Source organism: Catellatospora sp. IY07-71 (genome assembly GCF_018326265.1).
Classification (GTDB): Bacteria; Actinomycetota; Actinomycetes; order Mycobacteriales; family Micromonosporaceae; genus Catellatospora.
Genome location: NZ_AP023360.1, coordinates 7,138,783 through 7,160,336 on the forward strand (window position 1 = coordinate 7,138,783; position 21,554 = coordinate 7,160,336).

The following is a 21,554-nucleotide window of genomic DNA, read 5'->3' on the forward strand; positions in this document are numbered from 1 at the left end:
GTTGCTCCTTACTCGACGATCACGTTGTCAGGGGTGAACCCGAGGCCCTTGAGGGCCGCGAAGGTGAGCTTGTCCAGACGCGCGCCGTCGAAGTTCACCGTGCGCAGGGCCTTGTAGTACTTCTTGCTCCAGCCGCCGCGGAAGGAGCAGTCGCGCAGGATCGCGCCGCGCAGCGAGACCCCCTCGAGCCCCGCCTGGTCGAACTTCACGCCGGTGAAGGTCTCCCCGTCGAAGGTGAGGCCGCGCAGGTCGGACTGACTGAAGTCGACGCCGGTGAAGGTGCAGCGGGCGAAGACGGTGCGCCGCAGGTCGGTCTGGCGGAACGCGACGTCGGTGAGCGCGACGTCCTCGAACCGGACCTCGTGCAGCCCCGACATGCTGAAGTCGGTGCGCACCAGCCGCGCCCTGCGGAAGGTCGAGCCCCTCAGCTCGGCCGTGGTCAGGACGGCGTCGGTCAGGTTCGCGCCGTCGAAGTCGGTGTCCTTCATGTCGCTGCTCTTGAACCTGCTGCCGGTCAGGTCGGCGTTGGAGAAGTCGGAGCCGCGCAGCGCGCTGGACCCGAACCGGCCGGACCGCGCCGAGACGCCGGCGAAGTCGCTGCCCTCCAGGGCGCTGGCGTCGAAGCGGGTCACCACCTGGCGCTCCAGGGTCCGGGAGAGGTTGGTGACCTCCTGCACGGTCTCCTCGATGTCGCCGATGCTGTCGACGGTCAGCTCGAACGCGGTCGCCTCGTCCTTGCCCTCGGCGCGCAGCTCGCGGTATCGCTCCTGCAGGTCGGCCAGGAGGTCGGCCTTCAGCTCGGTGACGCTCCGGGTGCCCTCGTAGGGTGCGAAGACGCCGTCGAGGTACTGGTTGAGCCGGTCGGTCATGTCGTGTCCTCTCACAGCAGCGTGTCGAGCACACGCTTGGCGTACTCCCACGTGGTCTTGTTGTGCGCGTAGGTGGCGCGGCCCTTTTCGGTGATCTTGAAGTACTTGCGGCGGCCGCCCTGGGACTCGTCGCCCCAGTACCACGTGATGTCGCCGTCGGCCTCCAGGCGGCGGACGCTGGAGTACATCGTGGCTTCCTTCAGTTCGTATTCGCCCTGCGAGCGTTCGGCGATCAGCTTGACGATCTCGTAGCCGTAGCGGTCCGCCTCCATCAGCAACCGCAAGATCATCGTGTCCGTGTTGCCGCGCAGCAGGTCGGACGTGATTTTGCTCGTACTCATACCTCACCTCCTGCGTTACACCGTAGATCCCACTACTGTGCCTGTCAAGGTAGTTGGTTAGACGTGGTAAGTTGGCAGGCGAGGCAAGCGAAGAAAGGCAGCATGAGCAGCGAGTTCAGCCACGACGAGATGGCGCTGCTGATCGAGCGGGCGGCCGAGACGGGTGACCTGGCCGAGCTGCGGCGACCGGCGGACGCGGGCAGCAGGGACGCCGCCGACCAGCTGGTCGAGTCAGCGGCGGAGCAGGAGGACTTCGGTGAGCTGCGCCGCCTGGCGGCCGCCGGGAACCAGGATGCGGCCGACATCCTGGCCGAACTTGAAGACGAGACCGGCGCCTAGGGAGCACAGGCATCCCCCGGCGCGTGTACTACTCGCAGAACACCTGCACCTTGCCGTCGGCCGAGTCGATGTCCACGCTGATGTCGTCGAGGTGCTCGACCAGCTCCTCCAGCTGCTGCGGCTTGAGCTGCGTCAGGTCGATGGGCACGCCCGACCGGTGCAGCTCCGTGTTGACCTGGTGCAGCGCCTGCGGCGGGATGAGGCTGGTCAGCCGCACCCCGGCGCGCAGCAGCTGCAGCGGGACGCGGACGTTGATCCGGGACGGCCCCTCGACCAGGTCGGTCGCGTTGACCACGACGCGCAGGTACTTCGGCCGGGACTTCGGGCGGGCCGCACCCCCGGACACGGGGTCCGCCCCCTCGCGCTGGACGGCGTCGATCAGGCGCTCGGCCTCCTCGGCGGTGATCTTGCCATCGGCCAGCATCTGCAGGATCTGGCGGCGCTGCTCGTTCATCTCACTTCTCCCCACACTCATCTGATGCTCACGAGCACGGCCGCCGGGCCCTGCTCGATCTCGAAGCTGGTGCCGGGCAGCGCCCACACCAGCCGTCCCAGGCCGCGCAGCGCGCCGCCCGGCCGCACCCCGTAGACGAGGCACGCGATCAGCCCGCCCAGCACGGCGAGCAGCAACACCGGCGACAGGACCAACAGCACCGGCAGTAACGGGATGTACAGCCGCCGCAGGCGGCCGCCGGAGCGGCGGTAGCGGACCGTGAGCAGCTGCGGGATCATCGGGACCGCTCCAGCTCGGCCAGCGCGTCCTCGACGCTGATCTCCCCCAGCCGCAGGCGCTCGAGCACGTCCGCGCCGCGCGGCGGCGGGTCCGTGTCGACGAAGTCGAGCTGCTCGGCGATCCGGTTCAGCCGGGACTTGATCGTCGGGTAGCTCACCCCGAAGATCCGCTCCATCTCCTTGATCGAACCGTGCGACCGCACGAACGCCGCGACGAACACCTGGTCGTCCACGCTGAGCTGAGCCAGCTGCGGCGGCTCGAACCGACCCTCGATCGCCACACCGCTGCCGGCCAGACGCACCCGCTCGACCACGAACGGCTGCCCGTGCGTCAGGTTGGTCAGCTCATGCCAGTCCACCCTCGGCTCCTAACCTTCGACGCCATCCTGACCATTAATTAGTATCTTGATTTTCTTAAGATGTCAAAGCACAGATCTTAATTTTTCTGATTTGATCTTGAATGTTGGCGCTGTGCGGTTGACCGAGATCTGCATACTGGCCACATGTTGGTGACCGGCCGCGATCCAGACGGCGCCGTGCAGCTGTGGCGGGTCGGCCGCCGCCGCATCGCCTGGCGTCCGCGGTCCGCGATCATCGGCCTGGCCCACGACGAGGGCGACATGTTTCCCACACTGCCCGGACGGTTGGCGTTCCAGCTGCTGGAGTGGGTTCCCGCGCTCGCGGCGACGGCCGTCGTGTGGCCGTGGCGGGTGCACACCGGACGGTGGCCGGTGGTCGCGTACACATTGGGCATGGCGGATCAGGCCGGCTACCGCTACGAGGAGGTCGTCGTCGGCCGGGCCGAGGCGGACGCGTCAGCCCGGCACTGGGCCGAGGAGATCCGCCGGTACGGCCGGCCGCAGAGCCGCGAGCCCGACGAGACCGTCCCGGACCGAACCCACCTGCTGAAGTAGCGGTGTGCCGGTGCCCTCAGCCCGGCGGCCGGGTGGCGTCCACGGTGAACAGCCGCGTGTGCCAGCCCGTCGCGCCGTCGGGAAACGGCGCGGCCCGGCGCTCGGCCTGCATCACCCCGGTGCCGTCGACGGCGCGTACCCGCAGGGTGTGGTTGCCGGGGGTGGCCGCCCAGTCGTACACCCACTGGACCCAGGTGTCGGTGGACGACGTCGGCAGCAGCCGGGCCGGACGCCACGGGGCGTCGTCGACCTGGACCTGCACGGCGCTGATGCCGCGCCGCTGCGCCCACGCGACCCCGGCGACGGCCACCGGGCCGGGGGTCAGCCGCGCCAGCGGGGTGGGCCGGTCGATCCGCGACGCGGTCTTGACGGGCGCCTGAGCGGCCCAGCCGCGCTGCACCCAGTACGCGTCGAACCCGGCGAAGGTGGCCAGCTCGAGTGAGGTGATCCACTTGGCCGCGCCGACGTACCCGTACAGGCCCGGGGTGATCATGCGGGCGGGGAAGCCGTGCTCCGCGGGCAGGGGCTGCCCGTTCATGGCCAGGGCGAGCATCGCGTCGCGGCCGTCGAGGACCGCCGCGGCCGGGGTGCCGATGGTGATGCCGTCGGCGGCGCGGGCGACGACCTGGTCGGCGCCGGCCTGCACACCCGCGGCCCGCAGCAGTGTGGCCAACGGGACACCGAGCCAGCGGGCCGTGCCGATGTACGGGCCGCCGACCTCGTTGGACACGCAGTTGAGCGTGAGGTCGCGCTCGATGAGCGGCAGCTTGAGCAGGTCGTCGAAGCTGAGCCGGGCGGGCCGGTCGACCATGCCGCCGATCGTCAGCGACCAGGCACGCGGATCGATACGCGGCAGGGTCAGCGCGATGTCGACGCGGTAGAAGTCCTCCGTCGGGGTGTAGAAGCCGGGCGTGGTCTGTGCGGGTGGTGCGGGATCGGCCGGGGCGGGCAGAGTGATGGCCTCCCGGACCGCGTCGGCGGCCTCGGTGCCGTGCCGCCGCAGCAGCGCCGTCCCGGTCGCGCCCGCGACGATGCCGAGCGACGTCGTACCGGCGGCGATGAGGAAGCGCCGCCGCTGGGTCACGGCGGGCGGTGTGCCGCCTGGCGGCTGACCTGACTCCGGCGTGACCATGGCACCGGCCGGCTGGTCGGCGGGTCCGGCAGGCACGGGCACGGATGACGCGGCCGGCTCGGCGGACCCGGGCAACCGCATGATCAGCCACATGAGCAGGGCTGCCGTCACACCTCCGGCGAGCAGGGCGGGCAGGGCGTCCAGGGGCTGCGCGTCGGGGCGGGTCAGTGCGGCCGCGGCGCCTGCGGCGGCGGCCAGGCCGATGGCGGCGACGGCGGCGGTGCGGTGGCGCGTCGCCAGTACGCCGACCAGCGCGGCCAGCAGCCCGAGGGTCACCACGATGCCGGTGATGAGCAGCGGTTTGTCGTAGGTGCCGAAGGTCCGTACCGCGTACTCCTTGACGGGCGTCGGAGTGGCGTCGATGACGGTGCCGCCGATGGTGACCAGCGGCGAGGCCGCCGGGCGGGTGAGCGAGGCGGTCAGCTCGGCGGCGCAGACGCCACCGGCGGCCGCGAGCAGGCCGGTCAGGGCGGCGAGTGGGCGGCGGCGCATGGCGGGCCTCCTTCGTTGCCGGTGGAAGGGCACCCCCGGTTGCGCAGGTGCCCTTCCGGTCTCGGTCAGGACGGCATCAGGACGCTGTCGACGAGGTAGACGGTGGCGTTGCGGGTCGGGATGTTGCCGCACACGATCGCCGAGGTCCCGTTGACCTTGAAGTCGCTGCCGCTGCCGCTGACGGTGAGGTCCTGGCCCTCCAGGGTCTTGTGGGTGCCGGCCAGCTGCCCGGGCGCGATCTTCCCCGCCACCACGTGGTAGGTCAGGATCTTCTTGAGCATGTCCTGGTCGGCCAGCACCTTGTCCAGGTCGGCCTTCGGGATCTTGGCGAACGCGCCGTTGACGGGCGCGAACACGGTGACCGCTTCGGCGTTGTTGAGCGTGTCCACCAGGCCCACCTGCTGCACCGCGGCGACCAGGGTGGTCAGCTGCGGGTTGCCCGACGCCGCGGTGGCGACGGGCTGCCGGCCCATCGCCTCCAGGCTGCCGGGGTCGGCCGGGTCGGCCGGCAGGCCGGCGCAGGCCGGCCCGAAGGTGCCGTCTCCGGCCGCGGCGGGCATCGCCGTCATCGCGCCGCCGCTGCCGCAGGCGGTGAGCGCCAGCGAGAACGCGAAGGTGGCAGCGGCGGCCAGCGCGGTGAGCTTCCTCTTGCCGTACATGGCGGTGGTTCCTTTCTCCGGTGGAGTCTTCACCACTGATTCGGCACCGGTTCCGCCATGGATGGGTGGGCTGGGGACGATTTTTTCCGATTTCTAGCGATCCGGTGACACGAGCGCGGCCCGGCAGGTGATCCCGCCGGGCCGCGCTCATGTGGTGTGTCGTGATCGGCTCGTGAGCCTCACTGGTAGCCGGGGTCGGCCCAGCGCCCGATGGAGCGGGAGCGCACCGGCTCGACGAAGCGCGGTGCGGCGCTGTGCGGGTAGCCCTCGCCCCAGTTCGTGGCGTCGCCCTGCATGACGACCCGGGCGTTGTCGGTGTACCAGTCGACGAGGTCGCTGTCGGAGCGCACGATCCAGGTGCAGCCGGTCTCGGCGTCGGCGGTGAAGTCGCCGTGGCGGATCAGCGGCGGCCGCCAGAAGTAGGTGCCCGGCCACATCTTGCCGTAGTTGTAGTCGAACCCGCCGTCCAGGCAGTACGCCTCCTCGCTGCACGGGTGGTGCGCCATCGGCACCTCGCGCCAGCCGGGCTTGGCCTTGATGAGCCGGGTGTAGAAGCCGGTCTTGGCGTCGCGGTGCAGCAGCTTGATGTAGAGGCCGGGCACGGGCGTGCCGCCGAGGTCGAAGCGCATCGGGCTGCCGTCGCGCACGTCGATCCAGGGCATCTGCGCGGTGTCGAGCACGATCAGCCGCTGGTCTTCGCGCACCGTGTCCAGCGAGGCGTCGGCGCGTTCGAAGTGCCAGTCGCCGTGCTCGCGGAACAGCAGGATCTCGGTGCCCGCGGTGACCGACAGCGGCGGGGTGAGCACACCGGCGGGCGCGGTCCAGTAGCCGTCCGGGCCGAGCACGGTGTCACCGATGGTGACCTGCCCGGACAGGACGTACCACTCGGTGTCGGCCTGGTGCACGCCGGCCGGGCGGGTCCAGTCGCCGGTGAAGCGGACTTTGAGCGAGGCGGAGCCGTCCTCCTCGTCGTAGCTGAGGTTGCGCTGCTCGGCGGTGCCGCTGGCGTGCTGGAACTCGGCCAGGTGCCAGATCAGGTCCTTCTCGTCGACGAGCTCGACATGGGGTCGCACCGGTACTCCCTCCTTCGGAACGCTGTTTCCAATACAGAACGTAGCGGTTATGTTTTTCCGGCACAAGATGTATCGTCAACTCATGACCCGGCCAGGACGCCCCGCAGGACCCGCCCAGGAGACGACCGCCGTCGTGCTCACCGCCGCCCTGCAACTGCTGCTGGCCGAAGGGGCCGCCGCGCTGACCCCGCAGCGCCTGCACACCGCCACCGGCGTCTCCCGCTCGACGATCTACCGCCACTGGCCCACGCCCGGCGACGTGCTCGCCGCGCTCATCGACGTCGCCCCGCTCGGCCCCGCCGAACGCACCGGCGACCTCGCCCACGACCTGCACGCCGAGGTCGACCTGCTGTGCAACCGGCTGCGCGACCGCCCCGTCGCCGCCATGCTGCAGGCCCTCGTCGCCGCCGCCGCGACCGACCTGCGCCACCGCTACGTCGGGGACCTGCTCGCCCCGTTCCACGACGTGCTCACCGCCGCCGGCATCGGCCCGGCCGACCGCGACGACGCGGTCGCCGCGATCGTGTCCCCGTTGCTGGTCGACGCGCTGCTGCTGGACCGGCCCACCGCCCGCACCCGGGCGCACCGCACCGTCGACGACGTCGCCGCCCGGCTGGCCCGCGCATGACCAACATGGTCGGCCCCCGGGCCGTGTTCGGCGTGATCGTGCCGAGCACCAACACCGTCGTCGAGCACGACTACTGGCGCGCCGGCGTCGCGGGCGTCGCCTTCCGCGCCGGGTCCATGTACATCCCGAATCCGGTCATGGGCGGCGACGAGGACTTCCAGGCCCTGCTCGGCCAGATCCGCGCCTCCATCGACACCGCGGTGCGCGACGCCCTCACCGCGCAGCCCGACCGGCTCGTCATGGGCATGTCGGCCGAGACGTTCTGGGGCGGCGTCGAGGGCAACGCCGCGTTCGAGCGGCGGCTGCGCGAGCGCAGCGGCCTGCCCGTCACCACCGGCGCCAGCGCCTGCCGCGCCGCGCTGCACGAGCTGGGCTGCCGCCGGATCGCGGTGTTCTCGCCATACCAGCCGATCGCCGACCGGGAGGTCGGCCGGTTCTTCACCGAGGCGGGCTTCGACGTCGCGGCGATCACCGGGCTGCGCTGCCCCACCGCGATGGACATCGCCCGGGTCCCGGAGCAGCGCCTGGACGAGGTCGTGGCCGAACTCGACGGTCCCGGCGTGGAGGCGATCGTCCAGGTCGGCACCAACCTGTCGTTCGTCGCGCAGGCCGACCGGCTGGAAGCGGCGCTGGGCAGGCCCGTGATCGCCATCAACGCCGCCACGCTGTGGCACGCGCTGCGCGAGCACGGCCTGGCCGACCAGGTGCCGGGCTACGGACGGCTGCTGCGCGAGCACTGATCCGGCGAGCGGCGAGCGCCGCGCAGAAAAGTGCCCGCACGCGGGCAACCTTTCCGTCCGCCGACGTCGTCAACCGGGTCATGCCTGGTCCTGCCCCTGCCGAGTTCGACTCCTTCGTACGTGCCCGCACCCCCGCCCTGCTGCGTTCGGCCCACGTCCTCACCGGTGACCGCCACCTCGCCGAGGACCTGGTGCAGAACACGCTCGCCCGCACCTACCGGGCGTGGCCCAGGCTGCACGAGACCGGCAACGCCGAGGCGTACGCGCGCCGGATCATGTACAACCTCCAGGTCACCACCTGGCGCAGGCGCAGGCTCACCGAGCGGCTCACCGACAGCCCGCCCGACACCGCCGCGCCCGGCCACGACGAGGCCGACCGGGTCGCACTGCGGCTGGTCCTGCGCGACGCGCTGGCCAGGCTCGGGCCGCGCCAGCGCGCGGTGCTGACGCTGCGCTTCTTCGAGGACCTCACCGAGGCCGAGACTGCCGACCTGCTCGGCATCACCACCGGCACCGTCAAGAGCCAGACCGCCAAGGCCCTGGCCCGACTACGCGTCGTGGCACCCGAACTCGCCGAGCACTACCAGCGGGTCGCCCACACGACCCGGCCCGTCGACCTGCGCGACCAGGCCCTGGCCACCGCGCGCAGGATCGGCGCCCGCAGGCTGGCCGTCACGGTCACCGTGCTGCTCGCCTGCCTGCTCGGCGTCGGCGCGCTCCTGCTCGGGCGCACCCACCGCACCCCGGACCCGGCCCAGACGCCCAGCCCTTCACCACGGACCACGGCCCTGCCGGCCGCAGCGAGCCTCAGCGGCCCGGCACCCACCCCTTCCGAACCGGAACTCACCGGCTTCCTCAACATCACCCTCACCGTGCCCGCCTGGCGGGGCGCCGCGGGCCGGGACTGCCCCGCGGGACGGGTCCGGCTCGACGCCCACGCGCAGCACCACGTCCAGGGCTCCGGACCCGGGCTGACCGTGGAGCACTCCCAGGACGGCGACGTCGACCGCGACGGCCGGATGGACCGGGTCGCGGTGCTGCGCTGCGGGCCGACCGGAGCCGGCGGCTACCAGGTGGTGGCGTATCGCACCGACACGGGCGGGGACGCCGCGGCCGTGCTCGGCCAGGTGCTGTCCGACGACGCCGACGTCGCCTGGGCGGGCGCTCCGGTCATCGACGCGGACGGGGTCGTCGAGCTGGAGGTAGCCGACCGGCTGCCCGGCGAGCAGCCCGGATACGCGCAGCGCCAGCACCGCGCCTACCGCTGGCAGCGCGGACGGATCGCCGCCTGGCCGCAGCCCTACCGGTTCCCGAAGAGCCCGGCCGCGGCGACGCTCGCCGTCAGCACCGAAGCGCTGCGGCTGGAGGCCGTGCCGGGCGGCTACCTGGGCAGCCTGCGGATCGCGGTGACCAACACCGGCACCGCCGGCCTGCCCAACGGGCAGCTCACGATCCGCCTGCCCGCCGCGCTGCACCCGTCCGGCCGGGAATGGATCGGCTGCACCGCCACCTCCGTGCACCACGCCGACGGCGACGGCAGCATCGAGATCGTCTGCCCGCTCGCCGTCCCGGCGGGCACCACCCAGGAGACCACCTGGACCGTGATCGCCGCCGACGGGGCGAGCCGCCAGACCGCCGGCTACGCCGCGATCGGCCAGCGCGCGCCGTACACCCTGCAGCGCGGCCCCGACCGCACCCGGGCCGACATCGAGATCCGGTGGCCGTCCTGACCGCCCGGGGTCACGTGTCGGACTGGATGCGCCGGGCGAGGTCCGCGCCGAGCGGGTACGGCCGCTCGGCCGGCAGCAGCCGCTGTGCCTGGGCGTGCCTGCCGGCCCGGACCAGGGCGTCGATGCGGTGCACCGTCGGGGTCAGGTCCGTGAGGCCGGTCACCCACTCGTCGGCGAAGGTGCGGATGAGGGTACGCCCGATGCCGACCTGAATGCTGTAGTGGTTCAGCGCCGCACCGCGCATGGTCCGTTCCGGATCCCACTGCACGTGGACCTGCGCGGCCTCGAACGCCTCGCTCCAGGCGGCGGCGCTGCCGTGGATCGCCGGTTCGGGTGCGGTGAGCACGCCGTGCGCGAGCGCCTGCTCCCAACCCGCGCGGGTGATCCGGACCGCGAGGATGCGCTCCTGGCCCGGCTTGCGGGCCCAGTTGCTGCGGTGCATCAGCCACAGCAGGGACGGCTTGATCCAGGTCATCCTGGTGAACGAGAACGGCGCGACGAACCGGCCCGCGGCCAGCGCCGCGTCCGCGATCGCCGCCGGATAGGCCTGGTACATGACGATCGTGCCGGAGTCGAAGTCGGCACGGATCTGACGCAGGGGCATGGCACCGCCTGTCCTCGGCACGGTCCGGTCGAGCGCCGATCCTGCCGTGACAGCGGCGCCGGGACGAGCCGTTTTCCGGCGGGGCCGCCGGCGAAGCCGGGGTTCACCGAGGTGGAGCGGTTCCATGCCTGGAACGCCGAGAGTGGCGGCTAGCTTCCGTCGCCGCCCTCGGCGGGCGTATCTGCGGGGAAGTCGTCGAGATCGATCGGACGCTCGCCCGCGTCGTCGAGATCCGGGGGCTCCAGGCCTTCGCCGGGCTCCGGCGACGTCGGCGGTTCCTCGGGTCCCCGTAGCGGCTGCTCGCTCATCTCGCTCCCCCTCGGGCGACGGTGTCCTGGTCTGCGAGGCGTACCCGGCCGTTCCGCTGCCCAAACCTGCGGTGCGAACGTCCGCCCGTTCGTGAACGAGGGCTTGGGTGAGCGGGCTACTGCATGGAACCGGCATTCATGCGTCTGCCGACGGCGCGGCCGGGATCCGCGCGTCCACTTCGATCTCGATCTTCATGCGGGTGTCGGCCAGGCCGCAGACCAGCATCGTGGCGGCGGGCCGGACGTCACCGAAGCGGCTGCGCAGGACGGGCCAGCAGGGCTCGAAGTCGGCCCGGTCGGGCAGCAGGTAGCGCACCCGCAGCACGTCGGCGAAGGTGCACCCCGCCTCGGCCAGTGCCGCGCCGATGTTGCGCAGGCACTGCTCGGCCTGCTCGACCACATCGTCGGAGATCGTCATGGTGGCGTAGTCGTAACCGGTCGTTCCGGAGACGTACACGCGGTCGCCGTCGACCACGGCCCGGGCGTACCCGATCTGCTCCTCGAACGTCGAGCCGCTGAGGATCACGCGTCGCGCTGTCACGGCCGCACGCTAACACCGCCTCCGATCCCGGCCGGCAGGAGATCAGCCGCGGCCGCTGGTGATCTCCAGGTTGGCCCCGAGGCTCGGCGCCGCGGCACTGGCGAGTGCGGCGGCGCCGTCCAGGTCGGCGCCGGGGGCCAGGCTGATGGTGGCGCGGTCGGGCTTCAGGCGCGCCTCGATGATCGCGTAACGGGCGCGCACGGCCTCGTACGCGGCGATCGCCTCGCCGGGGGTCCGGCCGTCGCCGCCGGTCTCGACGTGCAGGCTCGGGCGCGCGTCCAGCCAGGTGCCGACGCCGAGGAACGTCGCCGCCGACAGCGGCTCGTGCCGGCCGCCGCCGGACAGCAGGTCACGGAACACGGCCATCGCCTCGGTGGCGTCGGCCGTGTCGACGTCGATCCGCCAGCGGTCGCTGTTGCCTGCCGTGTCGTCGATGTCAGCGCGCCGCACCCGGGTGTCGGCCGTCAGCGACCGCCACAGCGCCACCACCTCGTCGGTGCGGGCCTTGCCGGCGACGACGGTGAAGGCGACGCCGTCGGCCTCGATCCGGCCTTCCACCCCGTCATGGTCGGCGACATAACGCCTCAGGTCGGCGGCCAGTTCGGTGACGCGGTCGGCCGGGGTGCCCTCCGCGACGACCAGCGTGCCGCTGGCCGTACCGAGGAAGGGCAGTGAGTTGCTGCCTTTCGCGTCGATCTCCGCGACGTCCGGCGTGCCGGCCCACTCCTGCTCGAAGCCGGCGGCCAGCGCGCTGCCCTTGTTCAGGGCGCAGCCGGCCAGCACGGTCAGGACCAGCACGAACGCGGCGGCTTTCCACGGCCGCCGCGAGGGGTCTGTTCTCAGCGTCGTCTCCTCGGTGACGGGCGGCCCGGCGGGGCCGCGGCAGCCGGACACGTGACAGGCGCGCGAGCGGCGCCACCACGCGCCGGCCGGCAAACGGTGATCACCTTATCGCCGTGGTCAAGGCCGGGTCCCGCGGTCGGGGAGCAGTGCCAGGCCGCTACCAGGCGAGCAGGCAGGCCACCACGCCGAAGACGAGCACCACGGCAGCGCCTATCCACCATTCCCGGCCCATGCCGCGCAGCACCTCGGAGTCGCCTGCGGCCAGGGCGATCCGCCCGACGAGCAGCACACCGGTGAGGATCAGCCACAGGACGGCCAGCTTGGTGTCCACGAGCCCCAGCCCGGCACCGCCCAGCAGTTCACGCCCACATAGATCCACATGACGACCTCGCTCGACGGAACGGACGCACGTCTCAGGTTCGATCCAGATCGGAGGGTACCGCGAAACGACGTCCGCACTCTCCCTTTCCTTCGATACATGTCGATGCGATCCTTGACTCCTCCCGTCTACAGACCTCGGAGGACGTCATGAGAAGCCCCTTCCACCTGGCTGTCGCCATCGTCGCGATACTGGCGGCCACAGCCGCCGGCGCCGACCCCGCCGTCGCCGCGCCCGGACCCGAAGCCCTACCCCTGTCAGCCGCCGCGCAGCTCCCCGGCACCGCCTGGACCGTCGACCCGGCCACCGGGCGGATGACCGTGACGCTGGACGACTCGGTCACCGAGCAGCAGGCCACCCGCCTGCGCGGGGCCGGTGTCACCCTGCGCCGCGAACCGGGACGCCTGCGTACGATGCTGGCCGGCGGCGACGCGATCTACGGCAGCACGGCGCGCTGCTCCCTCGGCGCCAACGCGCGCAGCGGCAGCACCTACTACCTCATCACCGCGGGACACTGCACGAACAGCTCAGCCAACTGGTGGACCAACAGCGCCCGCACCATCGCCATCGGCGTACGGACCGCGAGCAGCTTCCCCGGCAACGACTACGGCCTGGTCCGCTACACGACCCTGCTCAGCCACCCGAGCGCCGTCAACACCTATCCCGGCCTGCTGCAACTGCGCGGGATCGGCAGCGCGTACGTCGGCCAGGCGGTATGCCGCAGCGGCGCGACCACCGGCGTGCGCTGCGGCGTCGTGACCGCGCTGAACGCCACCGTGAACTACCCCGAGGGCACCGTCACCGGCCTGATCCGCACCAACATCTGCGCGGAGAACGGCGACAGCGGCGGGCCGCTCTACACCTCCGGCGGCATCATCCTGGGCATCCTGTCCGGCGGCACCGGCAACTGCACCACCGGCGGCTCGACGTACTACCAGCCCATCGGCGAGATCCTCGCCGCCTTCGGCCTCACGATCCCCTGACCGGGCACGGCCGGCGTACACGGCCTTCGCGGCGCGTACGCCGGCCGGACGGGCGACGCGGCCGGGCGGCGCCCGGCGGGTCCCGCTGTTAGCTTGGCCGCATGACCCAGCGGATCACGGCCCGGCAGTTCCACGCCGCCGACGGCGTCGGCGACTGGCGTGCCCTTTACCACCTGGTCGCGGCCCGCTTCCGGACAGGTTCGCTCGCCGACGGTGCCGCGCTCGCCGCCGAGATAGCCCGGCTGGCGGGCACCGTCGGTCACCATCCCCGGATCGACCTACGGCATGACAGCGTCACGGTGTGCCTGACGGCCCGCGACGTCGAACTGGCCCGGCAGATCTCGGCCGCAGCCGCGGAGCTGGGCGTCCCGGCGGACCCGGCCGCCGTCCAGCTCGTCAACATCACGATCGACACGCTCGTCGGCGCGGAGGTGCTGCCCTTCTGGGCTGCGCTGCTGGGTTACCGGCAGATCGGCGACGACTACCTGTCCGACCCGTCGGGTCGCGGCCCCGGGCTGGAGTTCCAGGCGATGGACACCCCACGCCCGCAGCGCAACCGCATCCACCTCGACGTCGCCGTCCCCCACGACCAGGCCGAAACGCGCATCGCCGCCGCGCTGGCGGCCGGGGGACGCCTCGTGTCCGACGCGCACGCGCCGCGATGGTGGGTCCTGGCCGACGCCGAGGGCAACGAGGCTTGCGTCGCCACCTGGCTGGGTCGCGAATAGGCCGTCGTCATGTACAGCGGCGAGGTGCTCTACGGCACCAGCTGGGTCGGCAACGGCCGGGAGAGCTGGGACAACTACGGCTGAGCACGCGCCCGGCGGCGCGGTGGACGCCGCGCCGCCGGACTCCGGGGCGAGACTCGCCTAGGATCAAGATCGTGAAGAATGACGGCTGGAGCCTGGGCGGCGATCTCCACGTCGCCCGCGTCGGATACGGCGCGATGAAGCTGACCGGTTGGCCCCGCGGCGAGCGCCCCGAGCGCGAGACGGCGCTGGCGATCCTGCGGCGGGCGGTCGAGCTCGGCGTGAACCACATCGACACCTCGAACTACTACGCCCGCGACGGCGTGGCCGCCAACGAGCTGATCAGGACGGCGCTGCACCCGTACCCGGCGGATCTGGTCCTGGTGACCAAGGTGGGCGCGCTCGTCGAAGGCCCGGACATCGCGCTGCCCGCGTCCGAGCAGACCGGCCTGACCCCCGACGGCCTGCGGCGCGGCGTCGAGGCGAACCTGCGCACGCTCGGCGTCGACCGGCTGGACGTGGTGAACCTGCGCATGGGCGACCGCGGCCATGGCGAGGCGTCGCTCGCCGGGCCGCTGGAGACGCTGCTGGCGCTGCGCGAGGAGGGGCTGATCCGCCACCTGGGCGTGTCCAACGTCAGCCTCGCCGAGTTCGAACTGGCCCGCACGATCGCCCCGGTGGTGTGCGTCCAGAACCAGTACAACATCGCCTTCCGCGACGACGATCCACTGGTGGACGCCTGCGCGGCGGCCGGGGTCGCGTACGTCCCGTTCTTCCCGGTCGGCGGGTTCCAGCCGCTGACGGCCGAGCACCTGGCCGCCGTCGCCGCCCGGCACGGGGCGTCCGTCGCGCAGGTCGCGCTCGCCTGGCTGCTGGCCCGCTCACCCAACATCCTGCTCATCCCGGGCACCGGCTCGCTCGCCCACCTGGAGGAGAACATCGCGGCGGCCGGGCTCGCCCTCACCAGGGACGACCTGGCCCTGCTGGGCTGACGGCGCGGACTGCCCGGTCGCAGATCCGGGCGAAATCATGCCGCACACCCGGCCCCACCCGGTAGTTCTGGCATCACCCGCTGCCGGGTCGTCACAGAACTTTCGCGATCGTCACGTACCTGTCATCATCGGCGCCGGTGCGGCCCCCGCGAGCCCTCCGGTCCGGCCTGCCATCGCCCTTGCCGCGGTGATCGCGTCCGGGGTGTTCTCGAGAACGCGCCCCTGCGCCCGCAGCCGCTCCAGCACGCCGATCGCCGCCAGTGCCCGTTCATGCTCGGGCCGCACCCCGGACAGGTAGACGGCGACGCCGCGGTGCTCGAGGCGTTCGACGGCGTCGCGCAGCACGCTCGCACCGGTCCCGTCGACGGTCGACACCCGCGACATGCGCAGGATCACCACGCGTACGTCGGCGACCTCGGTCAGCACGAGCAGGAAGCGGTGGCCGGCGGCGAAGAACAGGGGGCCGTCGAAGCGGTACGCCACGATGTGCTCGGCCAGCAGCGCCTCCTCCTCGGCGTGGTGGTCGGAGCCGTCCAGGGGCACCTGCTCCAGCGTCGCCGCGCGGGCGATCTTGCGTATCGCCAGGAACGCCGCCAGGACCATCCCGACACCGACCGCCGCGACCAGGTCCAGGGCGACGGTCGCGGTCGCGGTCACCGCGATCAGCACCGCGTCCGACCGCGTCGAGCGGGCGAGCGCGAGCAGGGAGCCGACCTCGACCATGCGGATCGCCGTCGCCAGCAGCACGCCGGCCAGTGCGGCGAGCGGGATGTACGCGACCAGCGGCGCGGCGGCGAACATGATCACGGCCAGGACGAGGGCGTGGGTGAGCGCGGCCAGCCGCGAGCCCGCGCCCGCGCGCACGTTGACCGCGGTACGCGCGATGGCCGCGGTCGCCGGCACGCCCCCGAACAGTGGGGTGACCAGGTTGGCCATACCCTGGCCGAACAGCTCCCGGTCGGGATCGTGGCGCTGGCCGACGGTCATGCCGTCGGCGACGGTGGCCGACAGGAGGCTCTCCAGCGCCGCCAGCGCCGCGACCGCGACGGCGGAGGTGAGCAGCATCGGCACGGCGGCGGCGTCGAGAAAGCTCAGCGACGGGGCGGGCAGTGTGGCCGGCAGCGCGCCGATGCGGGCCACATCCAGGTTCGCGGCGGCCGTCACGACGGTCACGATCGCGACGGCCAGCAGCGAGAACGGCACGCGGGGCCGGTGTCGCGCACCGATGAGCATCGCCGCGCACACGCCGAGCGCCAGGACGGGCGCGGTCCACCGGGGGTGGGCGGCGAAATCGGTGATCGCGTGCCAGGCGACGGCGGTGACCCTGTCCCCTTCCGGGACGGGCACGCCCAGCGCGACGGGGACCTGCTGCAGGAAGATCACTGCGGCGATGCCGGCGGTGAACCCCTCCACGACGGGTGCGGGCACGTAGCGCACGTACCGGCCGGCACGGGCCAGCGCGAGCGCGACCAGGAACAGGCCGGCGAGGAGGCCGACGGTGAGGACACCGCCGGGGCCGAAGCGGTGCACGATCGGGACCAGGACCACGGTCATCGCCCCGGTCGGCCCGGAGACCTGCAGGTTCGATCCGCCGAGCAGCGCCGCGAGCGTGCCGGCCACGATGGCGGTGGCCAGGCCGGCGGCGGCGCCGAGTCCGGAGGAGACGCCGAAGCCGAGGGCCAGCGGCAGGGCGACGATCGCGACGGTCAGCCCGGCGAGCAGGTCGCGGCGGGGCTGGCGGCGCATCGCCACCCAGTCGGCCCGGCCCGGCAGCAGCGCCGCCATGCGGTCCCAGCTGCTGCGGCAGGCTGCCGCCACGGCGCTCACGGGGTGGGGACCGTCGCGGCCGGGGTGTCGCGCAGCTCGCCCAGCAGCTCGGCCTGACCGGCGATCATGGCGGTGAGGAAGCGGCGCGCGGCGGCCATCACCTCGGCCACGTCCGGCCCGGACAGGGCGTACATGACCGCGGCGCCGTCGCGGTAGGACACCACGACGCCGGCCCGGCGCAGCACCGCCAGCTGCTGCGAGAGGCTGGACGCCTCGATCTCCACGTCGGCGAGCAGGTCCCGGACGGCCTTGGGCCCGTCGCCGAGCAGTTCGAGCACCCGGATGCGCACCGGATGGCCCAGGGTGCGGAAGAACTCGGCCTTGCTCTCGTACAGCGGCACAGCCACGATCCGGCCACCCCTTTTGCATGAACCAGCAATTTAATACTTCTTCAATTGCTACTTTCATACACCTCGAGCGGTGCGTGATGCAACCGGCCACCCGCCGGAAACGGCCGGTACGTATGCAGATCCCGCAATATCGATTGAGGCCGTCCGCGACCGCCGTGCCTGCAGGGAGTCGCCCCGCAGGGGCGTCCTTATCGGTCTTGCGGACCCTTGTTCGGGTGATGCGGCGTCGGGCACGCCCTGTAGTGCTTCCTAGTATGCTGCCCAGGTGAAGTCGGGTGGCGAGCCGCTTCGTCGTTGATCTCAGCGACCCGGCCTTGCGGCGGTCAGGACCCGGCGAGCTGGTCGCGGCGGCGGCTGAGGTACGCCGTCTCGGCGGTGTTGCCGGCCAGCTCGATGGCCCGGTCGTACGCGGCCCGTGCCTGCGCACTGCGGCCCAGCCTGCGCAGCAGGTCGGCGCGGGTGGCGTGGAAGGCGTGATAGCCCGCCAGCGGCAGCGCGTCCACCTCGGCGAGCGCGACCTGCGGGCCGTCGAGTTCGGCTACCGCGATCGCCCGGTTGAGCCGCACGATCGGCGACGGGTCGAGGCGCACCAGCTGGTCGTACAGCGCGACGACCTGCGACCAGTCGGTGTCGCGAAGGTCGCGGGCGTCGGTGTGGACGGCGTTGACCGCGGCGAGGATCTGGTAGCGCCCCGGGGCCTGGCCGGCGGCGAGCCGTGCGCGGACCAGGGCGTGGCCCTCGGCGATCAGCTCGCGGTCCCAGGCGCCGCGGTCCTGCTCAGCCAGGGCGACGAGTTCGCCGCCCGCGGACACCCGGGCGGCTCGGCGGGCCTCCGTGAGCAGCATCAGCGCCAGCAGCCCGGCGGCCTCGCCGTCGGCGGGCAGGAGGGCGTGGACCAGCCTGGTCAGCCGGATCGCCTCGGCGGTCAGGTCGCCGCGGAGCGGCTCCTTCTCGGGGCCCGAGGCCAGGTAGCCCTCGTTGAAGATCAGGTAGAGGACGGCGAGGACGCCGGTGACCCGGGCCGGGAGGTCCTCCCGTAACGGCACGCCGTACGGGATGCGCGCGGCTTTGATCTTCGCCTTGGCGCGGGTGATCCGCTGGCTCATGGCGGTCTCTTCGACCAGGAACGCGCGGGCGATCTCGGGCACGGTGAGCCCGCCTACCATCCGCAGGGTGAGCGCGACCCGAGCCTCCATGGCCAGGGCGGGATGGCAGCAGGTGAACACGAGACGCAGCCGGTCGTCCTCGATGACGCCGAGCGGTTCGGGGGTGTCGAACAGCATCAGCGCCTCCCTGTGCTTCTCATCGCGCCGGATCTCGCGCCGCAGCCGGTCGACGGCCTTGTGGTAGGCGGTCGTGGTCAGCCAGCCGCCCGGATTCGCCGGGACGCCGTCGACCGGCCAGCGCTCGACGGCGATCGCGAACGCCTCGGCGGCCATCTCCTCCGCGATGTCGAGATCCCCGAGCCGCCTGGCCAGGGTCGCGACCACCCGGGCCCACTCCGCGCGGTGGATCCGGGTGATCTCGTCGCCGAGGCCGGTCATTCGCCCAGGAACGGCCGCAGCTCGACCCGGCGGTTGCAGGCCTTCGACCCCTCGGCCGCCAGCCGCAGCGCCACGTCCAGGTGCGGGGCCTCGACGATCCAGAAGCCGACGATGTGCTCCTTCGACTCCAGGTAGGGCCCGTCGGTGAACACCGGGTCCCCGTCCCGGCCGTCGACGACGGTGGCCGAGCTCGGCCCGGCGAGGCCGCCGGCGAACACCCAGTGGCCGTCGGCCTGCAGCCGCTCGTTGAAGACGTCGATCGCCGCCATCTCCTCGGCGGGAGCGAGGCTGTCCGAGTCGTGCAGAACGGACATCAGGTACTGCGCCATCGAGATCATCTCCTGTACTGGTGGCCGCCCCCTCGGGCCGCCTGTCACCCCTGCTACGAACCCCGCCGCCGCGATCCGACACCATCCGCCGAAAATCTTCGAGGAGATTCGTGCGCCGTGACGTCGCTGCAGCTCATGTTGGCAGGTGTTTCGTCCTGGAACCGGTTCTCGCCGACCGCCGGCTGCATTTTTCCCGGGTGCGGCGTCATCCAATTCGATTGACGGGGTGATCGAGCGAATCCTACGGTCGCCCGATGCGTCCCGGAGAGATCACCGTCGCGGTCGAGCAGGTACGCACCCTGATCGACGAGCAGTTCCCCGAGTGGGCGGACCTGCCGATCGTGGCGCAGCCGCTGAACGGCACCGACAACGCGCTGTTCCGGCTGGGTGATCGCCTGACCGCACGGCTGCCGCGGGCGGAGTGGGCGGTCGACCAGGTGACCACCGACGCGACCTGGCTGCCTCGGCTGGCCCCGCATCTTCCGGTGCCGGTTCCGGTGCCGGTCGCGGTCGGCCGGCCGGGCGGGGACTATCCCTGGCCGTGGACGGTCGTCCCGTGGCTGGACGGGCGCAATCCGCAAGCCGGACAGGACCACGTCGAACTCGCCGTCGACCTCGCCGGCTTCGTGCACGCGATGATCGCGATCGACCCCATGGACGGGCCGGTCAAGGAGGGGATCCAGCGCGGCGTGCCCCTGGCGCAGCGGGACGGGCTGACCCGCCGTTCGATCGCGGTGCTGGGCGACCGGATCGACCGGCGCGCGGTGACCGCGGCCTGGGACGAGGCGATGGGGGCCGACGAGTGGCCCGGACCGCCCGTATGGCTGCACGGTGATCTCCTGGCAGGCAACCTGCTGGTGGATCGGGGCAGGCTCACCGGGGTGATCGACTTCGGCGGTCTCGGCCGCGGCGATCCGGCGGTCGAGGTGCGGCCCGGCTGGAGCCTGTTCGACGCCCGCGCGCGGGCCGCCTACCGGGAGGCGCTCGGTTTCGACGAGGCGACCTGGGTACGCGGCTGGGCCTGGCCGCTGTCGGGCGCGCTCTACTGGCTGGCGGACCTGTGGGACTCGCTCAGCGAGCAGGACCGCGAGGACACGTTCCGCTACATCGACTACATCGTGCGTCACCGCCACGGCTGACGCCGACGGCGGGTCACGCCAGCGCGGCCTGGACTCGGGTGACGACGATGTCGCGCTTGGCCTCGCAGTCTGTCAGGGTTCCCGCCTCAGCCGACGGTGATCGGCAGGTGGGTGTGCCCGCGCAGGGTCAGCTGGGGGCGGTAGGCCGGCTCCCCGGCCAGGGCCAGCCCGGGGAAGCGGGACATCAGCCGCGGGAAGGCGATCTCCGCCTCGGCGGTGGTCAGCAGCGCTCCCGGGCAGAAGTGCACCCCGGCGCTGAACGTCAGATGCGCGTTGTCGGGACGTTCGGGCCGGAACTCGTCCGGGTCGGCGAACCGCGCCGGATCACGGTTGGCCGCGCCCAGCAGCACCAGGACCGTGGCGCCCGCCGGGACGGGCACCCCGTCGACCTCGGTGTCCACGGCGCTCCAGCGGGTGGTCAGCTGCGCGGGCGCCTCCAGCCGCAGGAACTCCTCGACGTAGGACGCGGCCAGGTCCGGCTGCTCACGCAGCCGCCGCGCCGCCTCCGGACGGCGCAGCAGCACCTCCAGCCCGTTGCCGAGCAGGTGGGTGGTGGTCTCGAACCCCGCGTTGAACACCAGCACCAGCGCCGACAGCAGCTCCTCGTGGGTCAGCGGGTCGTCGTCCGCGCCCGCGGCCGACAGCACGGTGACCAGGTCGTCGCGGGGATCCTGCCGCCGCAGGCGCACCAGGTCGGCGAAGTAGGCGCTCAGCTCGGCCGCGGCCTTGTCGGCGGCCGGGAACTTGCCCTCGCCGCCGGCGTCCAGCACCGCGCCGATCGCCGCGACGTGGGGCTGGAACCACGGGCGGTCCTCGGCGGGCACGCCGAGCAGCTCGCCGATGACGTTGGAGGGCAGCGGGTAGGCGAACTCCCTCATGAAGTCGATCTCGCGGCCACCGGCGCCGTGCTCGGCGATGCGGCCGAGCAGGTGGTCGACCTGGCGGGTGACCGTCTCGGCGAGGGAGGTGACGCGGCGGGCGGTGAACTCGCGGGTGATCAGGCGGCGCAGGCGGGTGTGCTGCTCGCCGTTGATGAACATCATCGAGTTCATCAGGACGATCAGCGACGGGTGCTCGTGCCAGGCGGGCATCGCCCGGCTGAGCTTCTCGGCGTCCAGGACCCGGAAGTCCGGGTCGCGCAACACGCGGCTGGCCGCGTCGTAGCCGTGCACGACCGCCGCGTAGGAGCCGGTCAGCGGTATGACCGGTCCCTCGGCGTGCAGCGCGGCGTAGTGCGGATACGGGTTGCGGCGGCCCTCTTCGGTGCGCAGGGCCTGGAGCGTGGCGGCAGCGGACACCCGTCCCATGATATTGATG

At 72.3% G+C, this 21,554-nt stretch carries 26 protein-coding genes and 1 pseudogene; 9 read left to right on the forward strand and 18 right to left on the reverse strand.

What is annotated here, in order from left to right; genetic code table 11:
• Positions 1–8 precede the first annotated feature (8 nt).
• Both CS0771_RS31770 and CS0771_RS31775 read right to left on the reverse strand, forming a co-directional pair.
• Positions 9–869, reverse strand: a complete 861-nt coding sequence (locus tag CS0771_RS31770; RefSeq protein ID WP_212844435.1) for a pentapeptide repeat-containing protein — start codon at positions 867–869, stop codon at positions 9–11.
• Between the two features lie 11 nt (positions 870–880).
• Positions 881–1,210 carry a PadR family transcriptional regulator gene (locus tag CS0771_RS31775; RefSeq protein ID WP_212844436.1) on the reverse strand — a complete coding sequence of 110 codons (330 nt, stop codon included), beginning with the start codon at positions 1,208–1,210 and terminating at the stop codon, positions 881–883.
• A gap of 102 nt (positions 1,211–1,312) precedes the next feature.
• On the opposite strand from CS0771_RS31775, the gene CS0771_RS31780 reads away from it, so the two are divergent.
• On the forward strand, positions 1,313–1,549 hold the full coding sequence (locus tag CS0771_RS31780; RefSeq protein ID WP_212844437.1) for a hypothetical protein: 237 nt from the start codon (positions 1,313–1,315) through the stop codon (positions 1,547–1,549).
• A gap of 28 nt (positions 1,550–1,577) precedes the next feature.
• On the opposite strand, the gene CS0771_RS31785 is transcribed toward CS0771_RS31780, so the two are convergent.
• The 3 genes from CS0771_RS31785 to CS0771_RS31795 are packed head-to-tail and all read right to left on the reverse strand — an operon-like array spanning position 1,578 to position 2,640.
• On the reverse strand, positions 1,578–2,003 hold the full coding sequence (locus tag CS0771_RS31785) for a hypothetical protein (protein WP_212844438.1): 426 nt from the start codon (positions 2,001–2,003) through the stop codon (positions 1,578–1,580).
• 17 nt (positions 2,004–2,020) lie between these two features.
• Positions 2,021–2,281 carry a hypothetical protein gene (locus tag CS0771_RS31790; RefSeq protein ID WP_212844439.1) on the reverse strand — a complete coding sequence of 87 codons (261 nt, stop codon included), beginning with the start codon at positions 2,279–2,281 and terminating at the stop codon, positions 2,021–2,023.
• Positions 2,278–2,640, reverse strand: a complete 363-nt coding sequence (locus CS0771_RS31795; RefSeq protein ID WP_212844440.1) for a DUF2089 domain-containing protein — start codon at positions 2,638–2,640, stop codon at positions 2,278–2,280. The genes CS0771_RS31790 and CS0771_RS31795 overlap by 4 nt, the downstream gene beginning before the upstream one ends.
• A gap of 144 nt (positions 2,641–2,784) precedes the next feature.
• Here CS0771_RS31795 and CS0771_RS31800 point away from each other — a divergent pair, with 144 nt between their 5' ends.
• On the forward strand, positions 2,785–3,195 hold the full coding sequence (locus tag CS0771_RS31800) for a hypothetical protein (RefSeq protein WP_212844441.1): 411 nt from the start codon (positions 2,785–2,787) through the stop codon (positions 3,193–3,195).
• A 16-nt stretch (positions 3,196–3,211) separates the two neighbouring features.
• On the opposite strand, the gene CS0771_RS31805 is transcribed toward CS0771_RS31800, so the two are convergent.
• The 3 genes from CS0771_RS31805 to CS0771_RS31815 all read right to left on the reverse strand — a co-directional run bounded on the left by CS0771_RS31805 (position 3,212) and on the right by CS0771_RS31815 (position 6,551).
• Positions 3,212–4,819, reverse strand: coding sequence for a molybdopterin-dependent oxidoreductase (locus CS0771_RS31805; protein ID WP_212844442.1), 1,608 nt, complete (start codon positions 4,817–4,819; stop codon positions 3,212–3,214).
• Between the two features lie 65 nt (positions 4,820–4,884).
• Positions 4,885–5,478, reverse strand: coding sequence for a fasciclin domain-containing protein (locus CS0771_RS31810; RefSeq protein WP_212844443.1), 594 nt, complete (start codon positions 5,476–5,478; stop codon positions 4,885–4,887).
• A 179-nt stretch (positions 5,479–5,657) separates the two neighbouring features.
• Positions 5,658–6,551, reverse strand: coding sequence for a DUF4437 domain-containing protein (locus CS0771_RS31815; RefSeq protein WP_212844444.1), 894 nt, complete (start codon positions 6,549–6,551; stop codon positions 5,658–5,660).
• Between the two features lie 82 nt (positions 6,552–6,633).
• Between CS0771_RS31815 and CS0771_RS31820 the strand changes: the two genes are divergently transcribed.
• From CS0771_RS31820 to CS0771_RS39120, 3 genes and pseudogenes are all read left to right on the forward strand, one after another.
• Positions 6,634–7,179, forward strand: a complete 546-nt coding sequence (locus CS0771_RS31820) for a TetR family transcriptional regulator (RefSeq protein ID WP_212844445.1) — start codon at positions 6,634–6,636, stop codon at positions 7,177–7,179.
• Positions 7,176–7,919: an arylmalonate decarboxylase gene (locus CS0771_RS31825; protein WP_212844446.1), complete on the forward strand. Its 744-nt coding sequence runs from the start codon at positions 7,176–7,178 to the stop codon at positions 7,917–7,919. Before CS0771_RS31820 ends, CS0771_RS31825 begins: the two co-directional genes overlap by 4 nt.
• 80 nt (positions 7,920–7,999) lie before the next feature.
• A pseudogene (locus CS0771_RS39120) lies at positions 8,000–8,503 on the forward strand (SigE family RNA polymerase sigma factor); the annotation flags it as partial.
• Positions 8,504–9,659: 1,156 nt separating this feature from the next.
• Here CS0771_RS39120 and CS0771_RS31835 read toward each other — a convergent pair.
• The 5 genes from CS0771_RS31835 to CS0771_RS31855 form a co-directional block, all read right to left on the reverse strand.
• Positions 9,660–10,253 carry a DUF4291 domain-containing protein gene (locus CS0771_RS31835; protein ID WP_212844448.1) on the reverse strand — a complete coding sequence of 198 codons (594 nt, stop codon included), beginning with the start codon at positions 10,251–10,253 and terminating at the stop codon, positions 9,660–9,662.
• A 149-nt stretch (positions 10,254–10,402) separates the two neighbouring features.
• Positions 10,403–10,561, reverse strand: coding sequence for a hypothetical protein (locus tag CS0771_RS31840; RefSeq protein WP_212844449.1), 159 nt, complete (start codon positions 10,559–10,561; stop codon positions 10,403–10,405).
• 136 nt (positions 10,562–10,697) lie between these two features.
• Positions 10,698–11,102 carry a RidA family protein gene (locus CS0771_RS31845; RefSeq protein WP_212844450.1) on the reverse strand — a complete coding sequence of 135 codons (405 nt, stop codon included), beginning with the start codon at positions 11,100–11,102 and terminating at the stop codon, positions 10,698–10,700.
• Positions 11,103–11,144: 42 nt separating this feature from the next.
• Positions 11,145–12,038, reverse strand: coding sequence for a hypothetical protein (locus CS0771_RS31850; RefSeq protein WP_212844451.1), 894 nt, complete (start codon positions 12,036–12,038; stop codon positions 11,145–11,147).
• A 64-nt stretch (positions 12,039–12,102) separates the two neighbouring features.
• Entirely contained in the window at positions 12,103–12,324 is a 222-nt protein-coding gene (locus tag CS0771_RS31855) for a hypothetical protein (protein ID WP_212844452.1), read from the reverse strand.
• Between the two features lie 149 nt (positions 12,325–12,473).
• Here CS0771_RS31855 and CS0771_RS31860 point away from each other — a divergent pair, with 149 nt between their 5' ends.
• The 3 genes from CS0771_RS31860 (at position 12,474) to CS0771_RS31870 (ending at position 15,048) form a co-directional block, all read left to right on the forward strand.
• A complete protein-coding gene (locus tag CS0771_RS31860; protein ID WP_212844453.1) occupies positions 12,474–13,307 on the forward strand; it encodes a S1 family peptidase in 834 nt (277 codons plus the stop codon).
• A gap of 101 nt (positions 13,308–13,408) precedes the next feature.
• The gene (locus CS0771_RS31865; RefSeq protein ID WP_212844454.1) at positions 13,409–14,035 is read left to right on the forward strand and encodes a VOC family protein; all 627 of its coding nucleotides are present in this window, start codon (positions 13,409–13,411) and stop codon (positions 14,033–14,035) included.
• Between the two features lie 155 nt (positions 14,036–14,190).
• Positions 14,191–15,048, forward strand: a complete 858-nt coding sequence (locus CS0771_RS31870; RefSeq protein ID WP_212844455.1) for an oxidoreductase — start codon at positions 14,191–14,193, stop codon at positions 15,046–15,048.
• Positions 15,049–15,159: 111 nt separating this feature from the next.
• On the opposite strand, the gene CS0771_RS31875 is transcribed toward CS0771_RS31870, so the two are convergent.
• The 4 genes from CS0771_RS31875 to CS0771_RS31890 all read right to left on the reverse strand — a co-directional run bounded on the left by CS0771_RS31875 (position 15,160) and on the right by CS0771_RS31890 (position 19,098).
• A complete protein-coding gene (locus CS0771_RS31875) occupies positions 15,160–16,875 on the reverse strand; it encodes a SulP family inorganic anion transporter (RefSeq protein WP_371821513.1) in 1,716 nt (571 codons plus the stop codon).
• Positions 16,872–17,222, reverse strand: coding sequence for a helix-turn-helix transcriptional regulator (locus CS0771_RS31880; protein ID WP_212844456.1), 351 nt, complete (start codon positions 17,220–17,222; stop codon positions 16,872–16,874). Before CS0771_RS31880 ends, CS0771_RS31875 begins: the two co-directional genes overlap by 4 nt.
• 326 nt (positions 17,223–17,548) lie before the next feature.
• Positions 17,549–18,769, reverse strand: a complete 1,221-nt coding sequence (locus tag CS0771_RS31885) for an RNA polymerase sigma factor (protein ID WP_212844457.1) — start codon at positions 18,767–18,769, stop codon at positions 17,549–17,551.
• Positions 18,766–19,098, reverse strand: coding sequence for a YciI family protein (locus tag CS0771_RS31890; protein WP_212844458.1), 333 nt, complete (start codon positions 19,096–19,098; stop codon positions 18,766–18,768). The genes CS0771_RS31885 and CS0771_RS31890 overlap by 4 nt, the downstream gene beginning before the upstream one ends.
• Before the next feature lie 254 nt (positions 19,099–19,352).
• Between CS0771_RS31890 and CS0771_RS31895 the strand changes: the two genes are divergently transcribed.
• Complete coding sequence (locus CS0771_RS31895; protein ID WP_212844459.1) at positions 19,353–20,237, forward strand: aminoglycoside phosphotransferase family protein; 885 nt, start codon at positions 19,353–19,355, stop codon at positions 20,235–20,237.
• An 86-nt stretch (positions 20,238–20,323) separates the two neighbouring features.
• Here CS0771_RS31895 and CS0771_RS31900 read toward each other — a convergent pair whose 3' ends face one another.
• Positions 20,324–21,535, reverse strand: coding sequence for a cytochrome P450 (locus CS0771_RS31900; RefSeq protein ID WP_244871150.1), 1,212 nt, complete (start codon positions 21,533–21,535; stop codon positions 20,324–20,326).
• Between the last annotated feature and the right edge of the window lie 19 nt (positions 21,536–21,554).